The organism is Streptomyces sp. NPDC048057, from assembly GCF_040653095.1.
Taxonomy (GTDB): domain Bacteria; phylum Actinomycetota; class Actinomycetes; order Streptomycetales; family Streptomycetaceae; genus Streptomyces.
Window position 1 is genome coordinate 175,728 of sequence record NZ_JBEZNF010000013.1, and the last position, 16,642, is coordinate 192,369.

At 74.2% G+C, this 16,642-nt stretch carries 15 protein-coding genes and 1 tRNA gene; 11 read left to right on the top strand and 5 right to left on the bottom strand.

All coding sequences use genetic code 11. From position 1 onward, the window contains the following. Window positions 1-162: 162 nt before the first annotated feature. Window positions 163-1,011 (top strand): NERD domain-containing protein, encoded by an 849-nt coding sequence (locus AB0E05_RS17610; protein ID WP_361964230.1) that lies wholly within the window; start codon window positions 163-165, stop codon window positions 1,009-1,011. Between the two features lie 28 nt (window positions 1,012-1,039). Here AB0E05_RS17610 and ligD read toward each other — a convergent pair whose 3' ends face one another. Continuing rightward, window positions 1,040-1,918, bottom strand: a complete 879-nt coding sequence (ligD, locus tag AB0E05_RS17615) for a non-homologous end-joining DNA ligase (RefSeq protein WP_361964232.1) — start codon at window positions 1,916-1,918, stop codon at window positions 1,040-1,042. 63 nt (window positions 1,919-1,981) lie between these two features. After that, window positions 1,982-2,995: a Ku protein gene (locus AB0E05_RS17620; RefSeq protein ID WP_361964234.1), complete on the bottom strand. Its 1,014-nt coding sequence runs from the start codon at window positions 2,993-2,995 to the stop codon at window positions 1,982-1,984. 229 nt (window positions 2,996-3,224) lie between these two features. On the opposite strand from AB0E05_RS17620, the gene AB0E05_RS17625 reads away from it, so the two are divergent. From AB0E05_RS17625 to AB0E05_RS17655, 7 genes are all read left to right on the top strand, one after another. Continuing rightward, window positions 3,225-3,869: a TetR family transcriptional regulator gene (locus AB0E05_RS17625; RefSeq protein ID WP_361964236.1), complete on the top strand. Its 645-nt coding sequence runs from the start codon at window positions 3,225-3,227 to the stop codon at window positions 3,867-3,869. A 61-nt stretch (window positions 3,870-3,930) separates the two neighbouring features. After that, window positions 3,931-5,013, top strand: coding sequence for an NAD(P)/FAD-dependent oxidoreductase (locus AB0E05_RS17630; protein WP_361964238.1), 1,083 nt, complete (start codon window positions 3,931-3,933; stop codon window positions 5,011-5,013). A gap of 433 nt (window positions 5,014-5,446) precedes the next feature. After that, entirely contained in the window at window positions 5,447-6,358 is a 912-nt protein-coding gene (locus AB0E05_RS17635; protein WP_361964240.1) for a hypothetical protein, read from the top strand. Continuing rightward, window positions 6,355-7,059 (top strand): hypothetical protein, encoded by a 705-nt coding sequence (locus AB0E05_RS17640; protein ID WP_361964242.1) that lies wholly within the window; start codon window positions 6,355-6,357, stop codon window positions 7,057-7,059. The genes AB0E05_RS17635 and AB0E05_RS17640 overlap by 4 nt, the downstream gene beginning before the upstream one ends. 82 nt (window positions 7,060-7,141) lie before the next feature. Continuing rightward, entirely contained in the window at window positions 7,142-9,277 is a 2,136-nt protein-coding gene (locus AB0E05_RS17645; RefSeq protein ID WP_361964244.1) for a M48 family metalloprotease, read from the top strand. 43 nt (window positions 9,278-9,320) lie between these two features. After that, on the top strand, window positions 9,321-10,259 hold the full coding sequence (locus AB0E05_RS17650; RefSeq protein WP_361964246.1) for a hypothetical protein: 939 nt from the start codon (window positions 9,321-9,323) through the stop codon (window positions 10,257-10,259). A gap of 141 nt (window positions 10,260-10,400) precedes the next feature. Beyond that, window positions 10,401-12,068, top strand: a complete 1,668-nt coding sequence (locus AB0E05_RS17655) for a hypothetical protein (RefSeq protein ID WP_361964248.1) — start codon at window positions 10,401-10,403, stop codon at window positions 12,066-12,068. Between the two features lie 164 nt (window positions 12,069-12,232). Here AB0E05_RS17655 and AB0E05_RS17660 read toward each other — a convergent pair whose 3' ends face one another. Both AB0E05_RS17660 and AB0E05_RS17665 read right to left on the bottom strand, forming a co-directional pair. Beyond that, window positions 12,233-13,489 (bottom strand): MFS transporter, encoded by a 1,257-nt coding sequence (locus AB0E05_RS17660; protein ID WP_361964250.1) that lies wholly within the window; start codon window positions 13,487-13,489, stop codon window positions 12,233-12,235. A 73-nt stretch (window positions 13,490-13,562) separates the two neighbouring features. Further along, window positions 13,563-14,180 (bottom strand): helix-turn-helix domain-containing protein, encoded by a 618-nt coding sequence (locus tag AB0E05_RS17665; protein WP_361964253.1) that lies wholly within the window; start codon window positions 14,178-14,180, stop codon window positions 13,563-13,565. 145 nt (window positions 14,181-14,325) lie between these two features. Here AB0E05_RS17665 and AB0E05_RS17670 point away from each other — a divergent pair, with 145 nt between their 5' ends. After that, window positions 14,326-14,877 (top strand): hypothetical protein, encoded by a 552-nt coding sequence (locus tag AB0E05_RS17670; RefSeq protein WP_361964255.1) that lies wholly within the window; start codon window positions 14,326-14,328, stop codon window positions 14,875-14,877. A gap of 75 nt (window positions 14,878-14,952) precedes the next feature. Here AB0E05_RS17670 and AB0E05_RS17675 read toward each other — a convergent pair. Next, window positions 14,953-15,027, bottom strand: a tRNA-Arg gene (locus AB0E05_RS17675). Between the two features lie 134 nt (window positions 15,028-15,161). On the opposite strand from AB0E05_RS17675, the gene AB0E05_RS17680 reads away from it, so the two are divergent. Both AB0E05_RS17680 and nrtL read left to right on the top strand, forming a co-directional pair. Continuing rightward, entirely contained in the window at window positions 15,162-15,644 is a 483-nt protein-coding gene (locus tag AB0E05_RS17680; RefSeq protein WP_361964345.1) for a response regulator, read from the top strand. A gap of 55 nt (window positions 15,645-15,699) precedes the next feature. Further along, the gene (gene nrtL / locus AB0E05_RS17685; RefSeq protein ID WP_361964257.1) at window positions 15,700-16,635 is read left to right on the top strand and encodes an ArgS-related anticodon-binding protein NrtL; all 936 of its coding nucleotides are present in this window, start codon (window positions 15,700-15,702) and stop codon (window positions 16,633-16,635) included. Window positions 16,636-16,642 lie beyond the last annotated feature (7 nt).

Below are 16,642 nucleotides of genomic sequence, written 5' to 3' on the forward strand. Positions count from 1 at the left end.
CAACCCCCGTTCGAATCGGCGCTCGGTGAGAGTCTGCACCACACGGCCGACATCGAGTCGGCATCGACCGCTACATGGCGCGGTTATTGCTCAGGAGGGGCGGGGACTGGTCCCATGGGGCGCGAGCGCCAGCGACGGTGTCAGGGGGCTTGAGGTACTGCAATGAGTGCGTTACTACGCGTAACACCGGCAGGCGGTCGGCTGTGCGTCCTGCTGCCGAACGGGCGTGCGGTCGCCTGGTACGACCCGGACGGTGCCGGTGGCCCGGGCGCCGAGGGGCGCCCGGGGGCCGGTGAGGGTGGCCGGATCTATCTGGTTCACGAGCGGCTTCGCGACGAAGTGCTCGCCGTGCTCGCACCGTACGTCACCGGTGACGTCACCGTCGGCCCGCCCCCGGTGCCCACCTCGGCCGATCTGACCAGGCTCAGCCTGCACCCGGACGACGACCTGGCACCCAACCGCCCCGGCGAGGCGCTGCACGCCCGACTCGACCCGCTGGCCCCGCCCCGGCGCCTCGCCCGCGACCCGCACCGCGGCGCCCGGGCCCGGCTCGCCGCCCAGCAGACGGTGGGCGACGCCCTGGACGGGCTGGAAAGCGCGGGGTGGCGCGTGGTGCACTCCGTACCGCTGCCGGGGACCGACCATCTGCACCACGTGGCCGTCGGCCCCGGCGGGGTGCTGGCCCTGCACGCGCTGCCGGCCCGGGGCCTGCGCATCGTCGTCGCAGGGGAGGGCGTGCGCGCGGGCCGCGCCCAGCCCGTACCGCTGCTCGACGTCGTCCGCCACCGCGCCGAACGCGCCGCGCTGGCGCTGGCCACGGTGGTCCGCCCGGTGCTGGTGGTCGTCGGCGCCGCCCGGCTGGAGGCGGTGCCGCCCGCACCGGCCGACGTCCGCATCCTGCGGGACGGCGAGATCCCGGCGCTGGCCTCGCTGGGCGGCGTCATCAAGCCCGTCGACGTCGACGCGCTGTACGCCAGCGCCCGCGACCGCCGCACGTGGCTCCGGGCCTGACGCCCCGCCGGCGTCGGGCCCGGCGGGCTCAGGACGGGAGCGGACGGGCCCGGTCCGGGGCGAGCAGCGGCGCCATCAGGTCCCCGTACCGCTCCAGCCGCGGGCCCACGTCCTCGAAGCGGAACGACAACTCCCCGCCCGCCGCCACCTCGTCCCACGTCACCGGGGTCGACACGGTCGGCACGGCGCGGGCGCGCAGCGTGTAGGGCGCGGCGGTGGTCTTCGCCGCGGCGTTCTGGCTGTGGTCTACGAAGACCTTCCCGGGCCGCAGGGCGCGCGCCATCCGGTGCAGCACCAACTCCGGAAGCTCCGCCTCACCCTCCTGCGCCAGCTTCCGCGCGTACGCGGACACCGTGCGCGAAGGGGTCGGCGCCAGCGGCACGAGCACGTGCAGCCCCTTCGCGCCGGACGTCTTGGCGTACGCCTGAAGGCCGTCCGCCGCCAGGCGCTCGCGCAGCCACAGCGCGACCGTGCAGCACTCCGCGACGGTCGCCGGCGCCCCCGGGTCGAGGTCGAAGACCATGCGGTCGGCGACGCCGGGCTCGGCCGCGGTCCACTGGGGCGTGTGGAACTCCACGACCAGGTTCGCCGCCCACACCAGCGCGGCCAGGTCGTCCACGACGACCTGGCGCGCGCCGGGGTCGTCGGTGTGCGGCACCGGTGTGGTGCGCACCCAGGAGGGCGTGCCGGCCGGCGGGTTCTTGGTGAAGAAGAGCTGTCCGTCCGGTCCGTCGGGGTAGCGCAGGAAGGAGACGGGCCGGTCGCGCAGGTGCGGCAGCATCGCGTCGGCGGTGACCGCGTAGTAGTGCAGGATCTCGCCCTTGGTGGTCCCCGTGGCGGGGTGGATGACCTTCTCCAGGTTGCTGAGCGCCAGCCGTCGCCCGGCCACCTCGGTGATCGGCGTCATGGGTCGAGGATCACACGGGCGGCGGGGCGTCCGCGACGGGACGGGGCGCCCGCGGGGCGGGGGTCACGCGGAGGCCCGTTTCGTGGACTTCCCGGCTGCTGCCTTCTGCGTCTTCTGCGTCTTCTGCGCTTTCCGGGCGGTCTTGCGGGGTGCCGCCCTCTTCTCGGCGGTCTTCGCCGCGGTCGTCTTCGCCGCCGTTTTCGTGGCCGTCTTCTTGGCCGCGGTCTTCTTCGCCGGCTTGCGGGCGGGCAGCTTCGTGACCTCGGCCTCCTCCTCCGTCTCCGCCGCCTCCTCGCCCCGGGACTCCTTCGCCGCCCGGACGCTGTTCTCCAGCGCGGCCATCAGGTCGAGCACCTTCCCGCCGCTGGGCGCCGCCTCCGCCTCGTGCGGCGGCTCCACGCCCTGGAGCTTGGCCTCGACGACCTGCCGCAGCGCCTCCTGGTACTCGTCGTGCAGCGCGTCGAGGTCGAAGTCCTCGGAGAGGGTGTCCATCAGGGAACGGGCCATCTTCAGTTCCTGCGGACGGATGGCGACCTCCCCCTCAGGCGCGATCCCGGCCGCCGGCCGCACCTCGTCGGGCCACAGGCAGGTCTGGAGCACCAACGTGTCGTCCCGTACGCGCAGCACCGCCAGCGCCTCCCGGGAGCGCAGGGCGATCTTGGTGACGGCGATCTGGCCGGCCTGCGCCAGGGCGTCCCGCAGCAGGGCGTACGGCTTCGCCGCCGAACGGTCGGACGAACCGACGTAGTACGCCTTCGACAGCATCAGCGGGTCGATGGCCTCCGCGTCGACGAAGGCGAGCACGTCGATGACCTTCTTGCTGGGCAGCGGCAGGTCCGCCAGGTCCTCGTCGGTCAGCGTGATCATGCTCCCGTCCGGAGCCTCGTACCCCCGGGCGACCTCGGCGTACGGAATCTCCTTGTCCTCCGCCTCGCAGAACCGCCGCATGCGCACCCGCGACCCGTCCTGCACGTGCACCTGCCGCAACGGCAGATCGTGCTCCTCGGTGGCGGTGAAGAGCTGCACGGGGATCGTGACGAGCCCGAAAGAAATGGCCCCTTTCCAGGTCGCCCGCATGCTGCCTCCTTCGCCGGGATTCTCAGGCTATGCCGCGGAAGCAATGCGCGCCCCTGGACGATCTCGCTAGTCCCACCGGGCCGCAGAGGCCGACGCGCCCGCAAGGGCACGGCGAGTGCGCCGAATCGCGCCCGAGCAAGCCGCGCTCCACCCGCCCCGCCCCGCGACGCGAAAGGTGCACGCGATAAAAAATTGCAGTGACTGCATCCATCGACCTACCGTGGACCCCGTGACCACCCCCCGCCGCCCCTCCACCGACCACCCCCTGGGCCTCCGTGAACGCAAGCGCCGTGGGACTCACCGTCTGCTCGCGACCTGCGCGCTGCGCCTCGTGGCCGAGCGCGGGCTCGATCGGGTGACCGTGGAGGACATCTGCAACGACGCCGGGGTCTCGCCGCGCACCTTCTTCAACTACTTCGCGATGAAGGAGGACGCGCTGCTGCTGCCGTACCCGGAGACCGCCGACGCCGACGCCACGGCCGCCCGGATCGAGGCCGCGCCCGCCGAGCTGTCCCCGCTGCGCGCGGTCGTCCACGCGTGGGGCGAGGAGATGGCACTCGTGGACGCGGACCGGGACGAGTGGCTGGCGCGGGTCGCGGTGATGGCGGAGCACCCCGCGCTGATCGTGCGGCTCGGCCTGCTCGCCGCCGACGAGGAGAAGAGCGCGGCCCGGGCCGTCGGTCGGCGCGTCGGACTCGCCGGGGACGACCCGTACGGCGCGCTGGTGCTGTACGTCGCGGAGGCCGCGTACCGGGCGTGTCTGGAGCACTGGCTCCGGCTCGACGGCGCGACTCCGTTCGCCGCGCTGATGGCGGACGCCGTCGCGACGCTCTCCGCGGGCCTGCCCGCCCCCGGGAGGCCCGCGGTGCAGTGACGGCCGGGTGCGCGAGGGGCGTTCGCAGTTCGCACGTACCTAGGGAAGGGATACGACAGACATGGACACCGCAATAGTGATCGGCGGCGGACAATGTGGGCTCGGCACCGCCTTCACCCTGCGCAACCACGGCTTCAGACCGGTCATCCTGGAGGCCGGCGCCGAACCCGTCGGCTCCTGGCCCCACTACTACGACAGCCTGGTCGTCTTCACCCCCGTCCGGCTGTCCTCCCTCCCCGGCATGCCCTTCCCCGGGAAGCCGTCCCACTTCCCGGTCCGCGACGAGGTCGCGGCGTACTTGAGGGACTACGCGTCCCGGCTCGACTGCGAGATACGCACCGGCACCCGCGTGACCTCGGTCGTCGCCGACCGCGAGGGGTACGTCGTGACCACCGAGTCCGGCGAACAGCTGCACGCGGCCGTCGTCGTGGCCGCCTCCGGGAACTTCGGCAACCCCCACCGGCCCGACATCCCCGGCCTCGCCGGCTACGCGGGCAAGGTCGTGCACTCCGCGGAGTACCGCTCGCCGGAACCCTTCGCGGGCCAGCGGGTGGTCGTCGTCGGTGCGGCCAACTCCGCCGTGCAGATCGCGCACGAACTCTCCGGCCACGCCGACGTCACCCTCGCCACCCGCAAGCCGATCCGGTACAGCCGAGCCCCCTTCCAGGGCAACGAACCGTTCCTGAAGGTGGTCGAAGCGGCCTCCCGCATCCCCATCGGGGCCCTGCTCACCGAGTCCTCCTTCACGGTGGTGATCGACGACGACGGCACCTACCGGGCCGCCGTCGAGGGCGGGAAGCCGGACCGCCGGGAGATGTTCACCGCGGCGGACGGCACCGAACTGCGCTGGCCCGACGGCAGACGCGAACACGTCGACGCGGTCGTCCTCGCCACCGGGTACCGCCCGGCCCTGGAGTACCTGCGCCCGCTCGGCGCCCTGGACCGACGCGGCCTCCCGCGCCAGCGGTACGGCCTGTCGACCGTCCACCCCGGGCTCGCCTTCATGGGGTTGGAGGGGCAGCGCACCTTCCTGTCGGCCGGACTGCACGGCGTCGGCCCGGACGCCACGTACATCACGCGGCGGCTGCGGCGGTGGATCGCCACGACGGAACCGGCCTGGCGCCGCCGCCCCGCGGCGGCATAGCTCCCCGAAGCAGTTCCCCGACGCGTTCCCTGGGCCCGCCGTCCGGACTTCCCCGTGCCGGGCGGCGGGTCGCGCTCGGGCGGGATCCGCGAGACGCCCGCGTCCTTCTGTGACGACGGTGAAACCCGTACGAAATTCCTGCGAACGAGGTGCGTCAATGCCGATTCCCCGTAATGCGGCGAGAATTGCGTTCGGCATCGCCGGCCGGCTGGCGAACGCTTCAGCCCCACTCTGAACAGGCGTAACAGGTCCCCTTTTTGATGCATGGTGAAGAGGGCTGCGGAATTCCTGCTCGTTTCCCGCCCGTGCTGGAATTCCGTGCCACACTCCCTGACACTGCATTCAGAGGGGCGTACGGGGGTGCGCCTGAAAGGGGGGCGTTCCCATGTCCTGTGCACGGAATTCCGGGTCCCTACGGAGACGGCGGGCCGCAGTGCCGTGGGCGGTGCTCGTCGCCGCAGGGCTGTTGGCGGCGACGCCGACGACACCCGCGTACGCAGCCGCCTCCGCATCGCTCCAGGCGGCGGACCCGGTCGCCCCCTTCGCCAAGATCACACCGGCCTCGGGCCCGATCCCGGTCGCCGGACCGCTCACCGTCGAGGTCGAGTTCCACAACACCCTGGACACTCCGATCACCGACAGCTTCATCGTCGGCGTCGGACTGCGCCTCGCGCCGCCCGCCACCGCGCTGACGCCCCAGCAGACCGTTCTCACCTGGTACGACGCCACGGCCGGCACCTGGCGGCCCGTCAGCCTCAGCCAGGGGCAGATCGCCCTCACCGGCTTCCTCACCGTCGACGGCGGGCTGCCGTCCACGGGCTCGATCCCGGCGAAGGGAACCGCGAAGGTACGACTGCGGATCACCCTCGACAAGGACGTGAAGGTCGGCGAGAAGCTCCAGTTCGTGGCCCAGGGACTGATCCAGATCGCCCCCGGCGTCGACCCGGTGCCGCTCATGGACGGCACCGCGTCGTACGCCGTCGCCGCGGCCAGGCCGTCGCCCTCGCCCTCCCCGTCGGCCACGCCGTCACCCACGCCGACCCGGAGCCCGTCGCCCACGCCCACGCCCACGGCCTCCGAGGACCCGTCGCTCCGGCCCGTTCCGACCGACGCGCCGACCGACCCGGCCGCACCGGTCGACGACCCGCCCGTCGACGGGGGCGGTGCCGGACCCGTCCCCCAGACCGGCACCGGCGCCCGCGAAGAACTCGCCGCCACGGGTACGTCCCCCCTCCCGCTGGCCCTCGGCGGCGGCGCGGCCGTGGCCGCCGGCGCCCTGCTGCTGCGCCTGCGCCGCACCCGGGGGAGCGCCGGTGCGGCGCCCGCGGGCGGTGAACACCGGTGACCGCGGACCGTACGGGCGCGGACGTGCTGCGGGAGGTCGTCCACGCCCTCGCCCCGGACGAGTTGCCCCACCTGGACGAGGCCCGGCGCGCGTACGCCGAGCAGCCGTACGCGCCGGGGCGGCCCGGCCGCTCGGGCGGCGGGGTGCTCACCGCGGGCGTCGACACGGCCGTGCTGCTGCCCGTGCTCGTCGCCTTCGTCGCCCAGTTCCTCGCCGACGTCACCGCCGGGGCCGTCCGCCGCGGCGGCTCCGCACTCGCCCGCCGCCGCGCGCGCCGGCGCCGGAGCGGGGACGCGACCGAGGAGCGCCGGGCCGCGCTGGTCGACCCGGTCCCGGACGCCGCGCCGTTCCCCCGGGACGACCTGCTGCGGTGGGCCGTCGACCAGGCCCGCGACTGCGGTCTGTCGCGCGGCGACGCGGACCGGTACGGCTGCGTGCTGGTGGTCGCCCTGGTCGGCCCGACGCCGGCACCATCCGGAGCCCTGGACGTCGGTTCGGGCTCCGGCCCCGGAGATACGGACCCCGGCTCGCCCCCTCGCTCGAACACGGGCCCGGCGGCGCCCACGGGCTCCCGCCCGGACCCCGACCCGTCCCCCGACCCGGGGCTCCCCCCGGGTGACCGTCGCCCGAACGCCCGCCCCGGCACCGGCGCGGACCCCGACCCGGCCGCCGGCCCCCGCGCCGCCACCGACGCCCCGTAAGGGCGCACGAGCTCCCACCCGTACCGCCGCCCCCCACACCCTCACTGCATCCGGCACCACCACCCGGGAAGCGGCCACGCCCGTGACGACCACCGAAGCCCGCACCGCACCCCGCACCGCACCCGACCCCGTCCCCGCCGCCGTGCTCTGCGCCAGCCGGCTGCCCCGGCCGACCACCACGCGCCTCTTCCTCCTCGTCCTCGTCGCCACGGCCGGCGCGTCCTTCGCGACCTGGTGGTGGCTGGTCAAGGAGCGCGCCCACTGGCCCGGCGCCCAACTCGCCTGCCTCCCCGACCCGTCCGCGGCCGGCCCCGTCGACCCGATGGACACCGTCACCGGCTTCACCCGCTGCGTCGACGGCGTACGGCTCGACCAGGCCGCTCTCGTCCTCTGCGGCCCCCTCGCCCTGTTGCTGCTCGCCCTCCTGGTCCGGGCGGCGGCCCGTGCCTTCACCCTGTCCCGGCGGCGCACCGGACCCGCCGACCCGAGGACCGCCGCCACCCTGGCCTCCGTCGTACCCCACGGCGCGCGCCGGCCCCCGCAGTTGGTCGTCCGGCGCACCACCCGCATCGGCTTCGGCGCCCGCGCCGCCGGCAGCGCGCGCCGTCCGCGCGTCGTCGTCGACCCGGGCCTGCGGATGCTGCCGCGCCGGGACGTGGAGGCCGTGTTCCGCCACGAGGTGGCGCACCTGGACGCGCGGGACGTCGGACGCGTACGGCTGGCGCTCGCCGCCGGGTGGGTCCTCCTCGTCGGCGTCACCGTCCCGCTGGCCACCGAGGTCTGGCGGGCCCCCGGCGCCCTCGGCACCGCCCTGGCGCTGCGGCTGGCCGCGGTCCTCGCCGTCGTCGGCCTCACCCTGTGCGCGGTGCTGCGGGTGCGGGAGCACGACGCGGACGTCCGCGCGTCCGCCGATCCGCGCGACCCGGACGCCATGGCCGCGTACGTCCTCAAGGACCGGCCGCCGACGCCGGGCCGCCGCGTCGTGCAGGCGCTCGGCCTCGCCACCCACCCCACCCGGCGGGCCCGGCTCGACGTGCTGGCCCGCCCGACGCGGCTGTGGGGGCTCGGCCCGACCGAGAGCCTGGTCACCGGCCTCGCCGCCGGACTGGTCTGCACCGACCTCGCGCTGCTGGTCACCGCCCTCACCCCGGACAGCATCGCCACCGGCTACCGCATCACCGGCGCGCTCACGGGCTGGGCGCTCGCCGGGGTCGTCACCGTCGCGCTGTGGCGGGCGGCGGCCGTCGGACACCCGGACGCGTACGGACCGCGGCCCGCGTACGCCGGAGCGGCCCTCGGCTTCGGCGTCCTCGCCGGCTCGCAACTCGCCGCCCGCGCGGCCGGCGACTGGGCGGCGGAGTCCGGCACCGCCGACGGGCTCACCGCGTCGTTCTCGCTCGCCGACGCCAGCACCGGACGCCAACTCGCCCTGGCGCTCGCACTCGTCGTCGGCGGCGCCCTCTTCACCACCTGGGTCGCGGCCCTGGCCCGCGCCGCGCGCGCCCGGCCGGGCGGGCCGCGCTCCGCCCCGGCGTGCGCCGCCGCCGTCGTCCTCAGCGGACTCGTCCTCGCGCTGCCGCTCGGCACCTGGTTCCTGTGCGCCGCGCTGGCCGCCGGGAACGCGGACTCCACCGCGTACTGGGGCGCCCTCGACTCGCGCGGCTGGGCCGTCGCGGCCACGGCCACCCTCTTCGGCGCGCTCGCGCCCTTCGCGGCGACGGCGGTACGCCGCAGCCGACCGCGCCCGCGCGGGGTGCCGGCGCTCGCGGTGGCGCTGTTCGTCCTCCCGGCGGCGGTGTGGATCCCGTTGGCCGGCTCCGACGACACGAGCCCGCGGCGGATCCTGCTGCCGGGCACGGTGGCCGCAGGGGACGCACCGGGCGGCGGGAGCGTGCTGCGACAGCCGCCGCCCGAGCGGCCGGACGACGCGCCCGTACCGATCGACCAACTGTCGCCGCTGCCGCCGATCGGCGCGGACGGCGCGGCCCCGGTCACCGATCCCTTCCTCGCCTGCCGCGCGTTGGCCATCGGCGGCTCGGCCCTGTGGGTCGACCCGGACGGCCGGCGCGAGACGGGCGAACTCCTCGTCGCCGTCGAGGACCCCGTCCTGCGCGCGGTCTCCGCCGTGCTGCTGCGCTCCCTCCCGGAGCGGGTGCACAGCGACGTGCACCAGGCGGCGGAGCTCCGCTGCGACCTGCTGTACCGCTACGCCCGCTGACCCGCGCACCTTCTTCCCGCACCCCTCCCGCAGGAGCCCCTTGATGACGCCGCAATCCGCCCCTCTTCGCGTCTGCTGCCCCCGTCGGCGCCGGGCCGTCGGTCCCGTGCTGCTGTGCCTGGTGCTCGCCGCGACGGCGGGCGCGTGCGGCGACGGCGGGGGAGACGGCAGAGCCGACCGGGTGCGACCGGACGGCACGACGATCGAGGTCCCGTCACCGCTGCCCACGACCGCCGCGCCGACGGCCACCCCCTCGGGCCCGGCCACGCCCGGCCCCGGTGCGACGTCCGGACGTCCCCGCACCACGACCCCGACGGCGAGCGGCGCCGGCCCGCGCCCCGGTCCGTCCGGCGCTGCCCCGGGCGGCCCCCGCACCACCGGCCCGCGACCACCCACCACCGCGCCCCGCCCCGCCACCCGACCGGCCGCCCCGACGACCGGCGCCCTCACCCGCGCCCTGCTGAGCACCGCCCAACTCCCCGCCGGCTACACCAAGACGATCCTGAAGAACGATCCGCCGACCCGCTCCAGTCGCCCCGACTGCGTCCAGCGCCTCAACGCGCTGGAGATCCACCGCACCACCGTCCCCGGCTCCGTCGAGGCCCGGGTCGCCTTCGCCCAGAGCAGCAGCGGCCCCTTCCTCCAACAGGTCCTGCGCTGGTACCCCGGCGCGAGAACCGCCCGCCGCCAACTGGACGCCGCGGCGGGCGCCCTCGCCGGCTGCGGTACGTACACCCTCACCTGGCCCGACGGCGACCAGGCCCGACAGACCGTCACCCCCCACGGCTCCGCCGGCGTCGGCACGGCGTCCTGGCACGCGACCGTCTCCGTGACGTACGAGGCGGTCACGGTCCGCGAGACGCTCGTGCTGGTCGTCGTCCGCGACTCCCTCGTCATCCTCAGCCACCTGGGCAGCCCCCAGGCGCCGTCCCGCGCCCAGACGTTGTCGCTCGCGGCGAAGGCGGCGGCCCGGGTTCCGTAGTGGCGGGGGTTCCCCGGGGGTGCCGGCAGCGTCGGCGGGGAATGGGTGGCCCGTCGCCGTGGCCGGATCGCAAGGTGGGGCCGGCCGCAGTTCGTTAGGGTCGGGCCGTCCAACGAAACGCGAGCTTGTGTGCGGGGAGTCGTGCGGGATCTCAACGAGGCGACGCTGGAAGCACTGGCCGGGGCACGTTCCTTCGAGCGCGGGCGGGGATACCGCGATGCGGTGTCCGCGGTCGAGTTCGGGGAGGACCGGGTCAGCGCGGTCGTGCACGGTACGGAACGGTACGCGGCGAAGTTGGCGCTGGCCGGGCCCGAAGGCTTGGCGGGCACGTGCACCTGCCCGTACGGCCGGGAAGGCAACTTCTGCAAGCACCTGGTCGCGCTCGGGCTGGTCGTGCTCGCCGAGGGGGACGGTCTGGCGGTGCGGCGGACCGCCGCCCGGGACCGGGCGCGGCAGCTCGACGCCTGGCTGTCGGGGCTGCCGCACGAGGAACTGCTGACCCTCGTACGGGACCAGATGGCCGGGGACGAACGGCTTCGGCGCAGCTTGGAGCTGCGGGCCGCGAGCGCCGGGGGAGACCTGGCCGGCGTTCGCTCCCGCGTCCGCGAGTTGCTCGACATCGGCCCGTTCGCCCAGTACGGCCACGTCGAGTACGCCGACGCCCGCGCCTACGCCGACCAGGCCGGGCAGGTGGCGGCCGTGATCAGGGAGCTGACCGGCTCGGGCCGGGCGGCCGACGCGATCGAGCTGGCGCAGGACGCCATCCGGCTGCTGGCCGAGGTCGTGGAGAGCGTCGACGACTCCGACGGAGGACTTGGGACTCTCGGTACCGACCTCGCCGACGCCCACCACGAAGCATGCCGCGCCGCACCGCCCGTCCCGGAGGAACTGGCCCGCTGGCTGGTCGACCACGCGCTCGACGACGCTGCCGACCTGACGGACCTCGACCCCCTCGACTACGAGGACCTGCTCGGGGACCGCGGGATGGACGCCCTGCGCCGGTACGCGGTCGAGGCGTGGCAGGCCAACCGCTCCGGCTGGTCCGAGAAGGACCTGCTGCAACGGCTGGCCAGAGCGGGACGCGACCTCGACACCGTGATCGCCGTGCACGCCGCCGACCTCGCGCCGAGCGGCCACACACATCTGCTCATCGCGAGGGAACTGGAGGCCGCGGGCCGCTTCGACGAGGCGCTGTCATGGGCCGAGCGCGGCATCAGGGACACCGACGACCTCGCCGTGGTCGACACGGCCCTCGTGGACTACCTCGCCGACCGACACGCCCGGGAGGACCGGCTGCCCGCGGCCGCCGTCCTGCGTCGCGACCACTTCGCCGCCCGCCGCACCCTGCTCGCCTACCGTCAGCTCCGCGCCGCCTCCAGGGCCGTCGACCGCTGGCCCACCGAGCGCACGGAAGCACTGGACCTCCTGCGTGCGGACGCCGAGCAGCGGGCGGTGCGCGGCGCCCCCGTCCTGGTCGACGCGCTGCTGGACGACGGGGACGGGGACGCCGCGTGGGAAGCCGCCGCGGAGTTCGGCGCGTACGACCACCAGTGGCTCGCCCTGGCCGATCAGTCGCGTGCCGTCCGCCCCCGTGACGCGCTCGCCGCCTATCGGCGTCTGGCGGCCCCGCTCGCCCGGCAGGTCGGCAACGACGTCTACGAGCGGCTCGTCGGCCTGCTGCTGAGCATGCGTGACTGCCATCGTCACCTCGACTCGCCTGAGGAGTTTGCCGCGTACGTCACCGAGCTGAGGACCGACCAGAAGCGCAAGCGCAATCTGATGCGCCTGATGGACGAACACGGGTTGTAAGCCACCCCGACCGGGAACCGAGCTGCATGGGCGGGCCCGCCCGCTGCTGCGTCGAGGAGCAGCAGACCCGCAGACAGTTCGCACACGGGCCCAGCCGCTGGCTTGGAGGCGGCCCCGGGCCGAGGCCGGTCCCGGCAGGCCGGTCCCGGCCGGATGGGCGGTGGTCAGCGCCCAGCCACCCCGGTACCCCCCGAGCAGGACGAGGGTCCCCGCCGCGCTCCACACCCACCAGGCGCGCACACGACTGCTGCCGCCCGCGGCGGCGCGGGTTCCGTGGCGGCGCGGGCCCGACGCCGTACGAGCTCCGGCACCACCGTGGCCAGCCCGGCGACCGCCAACACCGCACCCAGCCACAACGGCGCGCGCAGCCCGAACCGTTCGATGGCGACGCCGCCCAGGGAGGAGCCGATGATCACGCCGGCGGTGATGAAGGAGGAGTGCACGGTGTTCACCAAGGGGCTGGTGTTGCCGGCGCGCTGGACGCGGGTGACCATCGCCGGATTCATGGTGACGCCGACCAGCCCGATGCCGAGCAGGAAGGCCACGGCCGGCGCGGGCACGTCGGCGAGGAGCGCGAACCCGCTGAGGAAGAGGAGGTTGAGCGCGAGCCCCACCGCGAGCACGGGCAGGGCGTACCGGTCCGCCAGCCGTCCGACGACGGTGTTCCCGAGCACGGTCGCCGCGCCGTACGCGATCAGCAGCAGCGGCACGGTGCCGGTGGCGAAGCCGGTGAGTTCGGTCAGGATCGGATTGAGGTAGCTGAAGGCCGAGAAGGTGGCGCCGATGACGAAGGTGCCGGTGGTCATCGCCAGCCACAGCCGGGGGCGGCGGAAGACGCCCATCTCCCGCCGCAACCCGCCCGCGGGCGCGATCCGCTCCAGACGCGGCACGCCGAGCACGGTGGCGAGCGCCGCGACCAGCGCCAGCCCCGAGATCGCCCAGAACGCGGCCCGCCAGCCGAACCGCTCGCCCACCAGCGTGGACAGCGGCAGCCCCAACAGGGTGCCGAGCATCAGCCCGTTCATGACGACCGCGATCGCCCGCCCGCGCAGGTCGGGCCGGGCGAGTTGGACCCCGAGCGAGACGGCGACGCCGAAGAACGCCTGCGCGGCCACGCCGGTGATCACCCTCGCCACGACCATGACGACGTAGTCGGTGGCGAGCGCGGCCAGCACGTTGCCGACGAGGAAGACCGCGAAGAGGCACAACAGGGCGGTACGGGGCGGCAGCCGGGCGAGCGTCACGGTCAGGAAGGGCCCGCCGACCGTCATCGCCACCGCGAACGCGGTGATCAGGTACCCGATCTGCGGAACGGTCGCGTCCAACCCCTCGGCCATCTGCGGCATCAGCCCGGCGACCGCGAACTCACTGGTCACCATGGCGAAGATGCCGAGCGCCAACACGTACACGGAACGGCCCACGAAGAGCTCCCTCGATTGTGTAATGCTCAGTCCAAAACAAGCGCAGACGAAAAGCCGCCCCGTGCAGGTGTGCCTACACAGGTCGCACAGGTCGTACGGAAGTGAGCGCCGCGACGGCGACCTCGGCGATGGCCTCCAGCGCCGCCCGGTCGGCGCCGCCCTGGCTGGAGACCCGGATGCCGGCGATCGTCGCGTTCACGAACCGCGCGAGCGCCCCCGCGTCCTGCGGCGCGGTGATGCTCCCGTCCCGCCGCCCGTCCTCCAGCACCGCCCGCATCATGGCCAGCCGCCGCGCCGTGTCCCGCTCCAGGATCGCGGCCGTCCGCGGATCCCGCCCGGCCATCCCCACCAGCGTGTTCACGGTCAAACACCCCAGGCTGCGCCCCCCGAGCCGCTGGTCCGTCTCACTCTCGACGATCACCGCGAACAACGCCCGCACCCGCTCGGCCCCCGACCGCCCGGGCTCCTCCAGTACCTCCTGCTGCGTACGGGTCGTCATGTCGACGTAACGCGTCAGCGCCCGCTCGAAGAGGTCGTGCTTGCTCTTGAACGTGTTGTAGATGCTGCTGCGGCCCAGCCCGGTGGCATCGCACAGGTCCTGGGTGGAAGCGGCCTCGTACCCCTTCTCCCAAAACGTCCGCATCGCCGCGTCCAGGGCCCGCCCCTCGTCAAAAGTCCTCGGTCGCGCCATCCCGTGACCGTACCAGCTTTTGGATCGCTCAGTCCATTACGGTGCTGCCCGACCACCCGGCGACTCGTCATCTGGAGGGAGTGTCAGTCCCCCTCGATACGTTGCTCGACCACCTTGCGGTGCACCGACTCAAGAGGAGGTCGACATGTGGACGGAACGCCTTCTGGAAGCCACTGGCTGGACGGATCAGCGGCTGAAGCTCTCCTGGGACGACGTGGAGAGCGCACTGGAACTCGAACTCCCCGACGACTACAAGCGTTTATGCGCGGCCTTCGGGCCGGGTGAGTTCTGCGGGGCCTACGCGCTGACATCCGTCGGCGACGGGTCATGGGCCGACACGCTCATCAGCTGGCAGGTCGAACTGCGCTGTGCGCCCGAACCGGGCAGCGAGGACGAACGGCATTCGGTGTACGCACCGCACGCGATCTACCGGCCCGGGACGACGGGCCTGATTCCCTGGGGCTACGGCACGTCGGACCAGAAGCTGTTCTGGCTCGCGGATTCCGGATCCCCGAACGACTGGCCCACCCTGGCCCTGTGGTCGGACGAGCTGGGCGCGGAGTGGAACAGGTTCGACATGACGGCATCGGAGTTCATCGGCCGCGCCGTCCTGGACCCCGACTTCGGCGACTTCGGCTTCGCGGACCTGATACCCCGGCCGTTCTTCCTGCCGCCGCGAGACGAAGAGGCCGCCTGACCGGCCGGCATCCCTTTCCCGGGCATGCACAAAGGGCCTTGTCCTGCATCCCTGCAGTTCAAGGCCCTGATTTTTTGGTGCCCCCGGCAGGATTCGAACCTGCGCACACGGCTCCGGAGGCCGTTGCTCTATCCCCTGAGCTACGGGGGCGCACCGTCCGCCGCGGTGTCCCGTCGGCGTGACGGGTAGAACACTACCAGCTCCGGAAGGGTGCCCGTGAACAGGTATTTCGTGGCGGGAAGTGGGGCGGGAGAGTGGTTTCGGTTCCCCCGGAGGGGGTGGAAGTGGGGAAAACCCGGACGCAGCCGCGCCGGCCGACCTACTCTCAAGTTGTGTCAGGTGCGTCCGGGCGGGTGCTCGTTGTCGATGACAACCGCGTCATTCGGCAGTTGATCAGGGTCAACCTTGAGCTGGAGGGCTTTGAGGTGGTGACCGCGGCCGATGGTGCCGAGTGCCTGGAGGTCGTGCGGGAGGTGCGGCCGGACGTCGTCACGCTCGACGTGGTGATGCCGCGGCTCGACGGGCTCCGGACCGCCGCTCGGTTGCGGGAGGACCCGGGGACCAGTCATCTGCCCGTGGCGATCATCAGTGCGTGCACGCAGTACGAGGTGGAGAGCGGGATCGCCGCCGGGGTGGACGCGTTCTTGGCGAAGCCCTTCGAGCCGGCCGACCTGGTGCGGCTCGTGCGTCAGTTGATGCTGCGGGAGGGGCCGCCGGCCGTGGACGACAGGCGCGGGGCCGGGCGGGCCGGGAGCGCGCGGGGCTGACCGCATCGCGAAACGGGTTCGCTATCGGCCCCACCTCCTCGCCTACGCTTGTCCCGTGACCCCCGCCGAGCTCTCCCGCACCGTGCTGCACGCCGTGCGCCGCGCCGTCGAGGACGGTGTGCTGCGGGTGCCCGTGCCGCAGACGGTGAAGGTGGAGCGGCCCCGGCCCGGCGGGTGCGGGGACTACGCCACCAACGTCGCGCTGCGGCTCGCGGGAGCGGCCGGACAGCCGCCCGTCGTCGTCGCGCGGGCCCTCGGGGAGCGCATCGCGCGGGAGCCGGGCATCGCCGGGGTGGACGTCACCGGGCCCGGGTTCTTGAACATCACGCTCGACGAGGGCGCGGACCGTCGGCGCCGGGACGTCGAGGACGCCGTCGAGCAGGTACGGGCGTACGCCGCGCACGCAGCGGCGGTCGACCGCGGCGACCGCGCGGCCGTCTGGCACGACGCGGTCGTGCTGCTGCGCCGTACCCAGGGGCTCGGCCCCACCGCGCCCGTCGACGTGCGCGACCACCCCGACACCACCGACGCCCTCGGGACCGACGCCACCCGATGGGCCTTCCTCTCCGTGGCCGCGCACGACCTGCCGCGCCCCGGGGAGCACCTGCTGCGGCAGCACGAGAGCAACCCCCTCTTCACCGCGCGATATGCGCATGCCCGCGCCCGCGCCCTGCTCCGCAACGCCGCCGACCTGGGGTTTTCCCCCGACGCATACGCCCCCGACGGACGCGACGACGAGTTGGAACGGGCGATCGTCGACCTGCCGGGCGCCGTCGCGTCCGCCGCCCGGCTGGGCGCGCCCGACCGGCTCGCCCGGCACCTCGTGGTCACCGCCGACGCGCTGCTCGTCGGCCAGCACGCCGTGCTGCCCCTGGGCGGGGAGAAACCCACGGCCGCCCACCGGTCCCGGCTCGCGCTCGCCGAAGCCGCCGGGACGGTGCTCGCCGGCGGCCTGTCCCTGCTCGGCATCAGCGCCCCCCATCACTTGTGAGAGAGAC

What these genes read in the sequence shown, in the direction of transcription:
- AB0E05_RS17610 (WP_361964230.1), top strand. Translation starts at nt 163, where the DNA reads ATGAGTGCGTTACTACGCGTAACACCGGCAGGCGGTCGGCTGTGCGTC.
- ligD (WP_361964232.1), bottom strand. Translation starts at nt 1,918, where the DNA reads ATGACGCCGATCACCGAGGTGGCCGGGCGACGGCTGGCGCTCAGCAAC.
- AB0E05_RS17620 (WP_361964234.1), bottom strand. Translation starts at nt 2,995, where the DNA reads ATGCGGGCGACCTGGAAAGGGGCCATTTCTTTCGGGCTCGTCACGATC.
- AB0E05_RS17630 (WP_361964238.1), top strand. Translation starts at nt 3,931, where the DNA reads ATGGACACCGCAATAGTGATCGGCGGCGGACAATGTGGGCTCGGCACC.
- AB0E05_RS17650 (WP_361964246.1), top strand. Translation starts at nt 9,321, where the DNA reads ATGACGCCGCAATCCGCCCCTCTTCGCGTCTGCTGCCCCCGTCGGCGC.
- AB0E05_RS17665 (WP_361964253.1), bottom strand. Translation starts at nt 14,180, where the DNA reads ATGGCGCGACCGAGGACTTTTGACGAGGGGCGGGCCCTGGACGCGGCG.
- AB0E05_RS17670 (WP_361964255.1), top strand. Translation starts at nt 14,326, where the DNA reads ATGTGGACGGAACGCCTTCTGGAAGCCACTGGCTGGACGGATCAGCGG.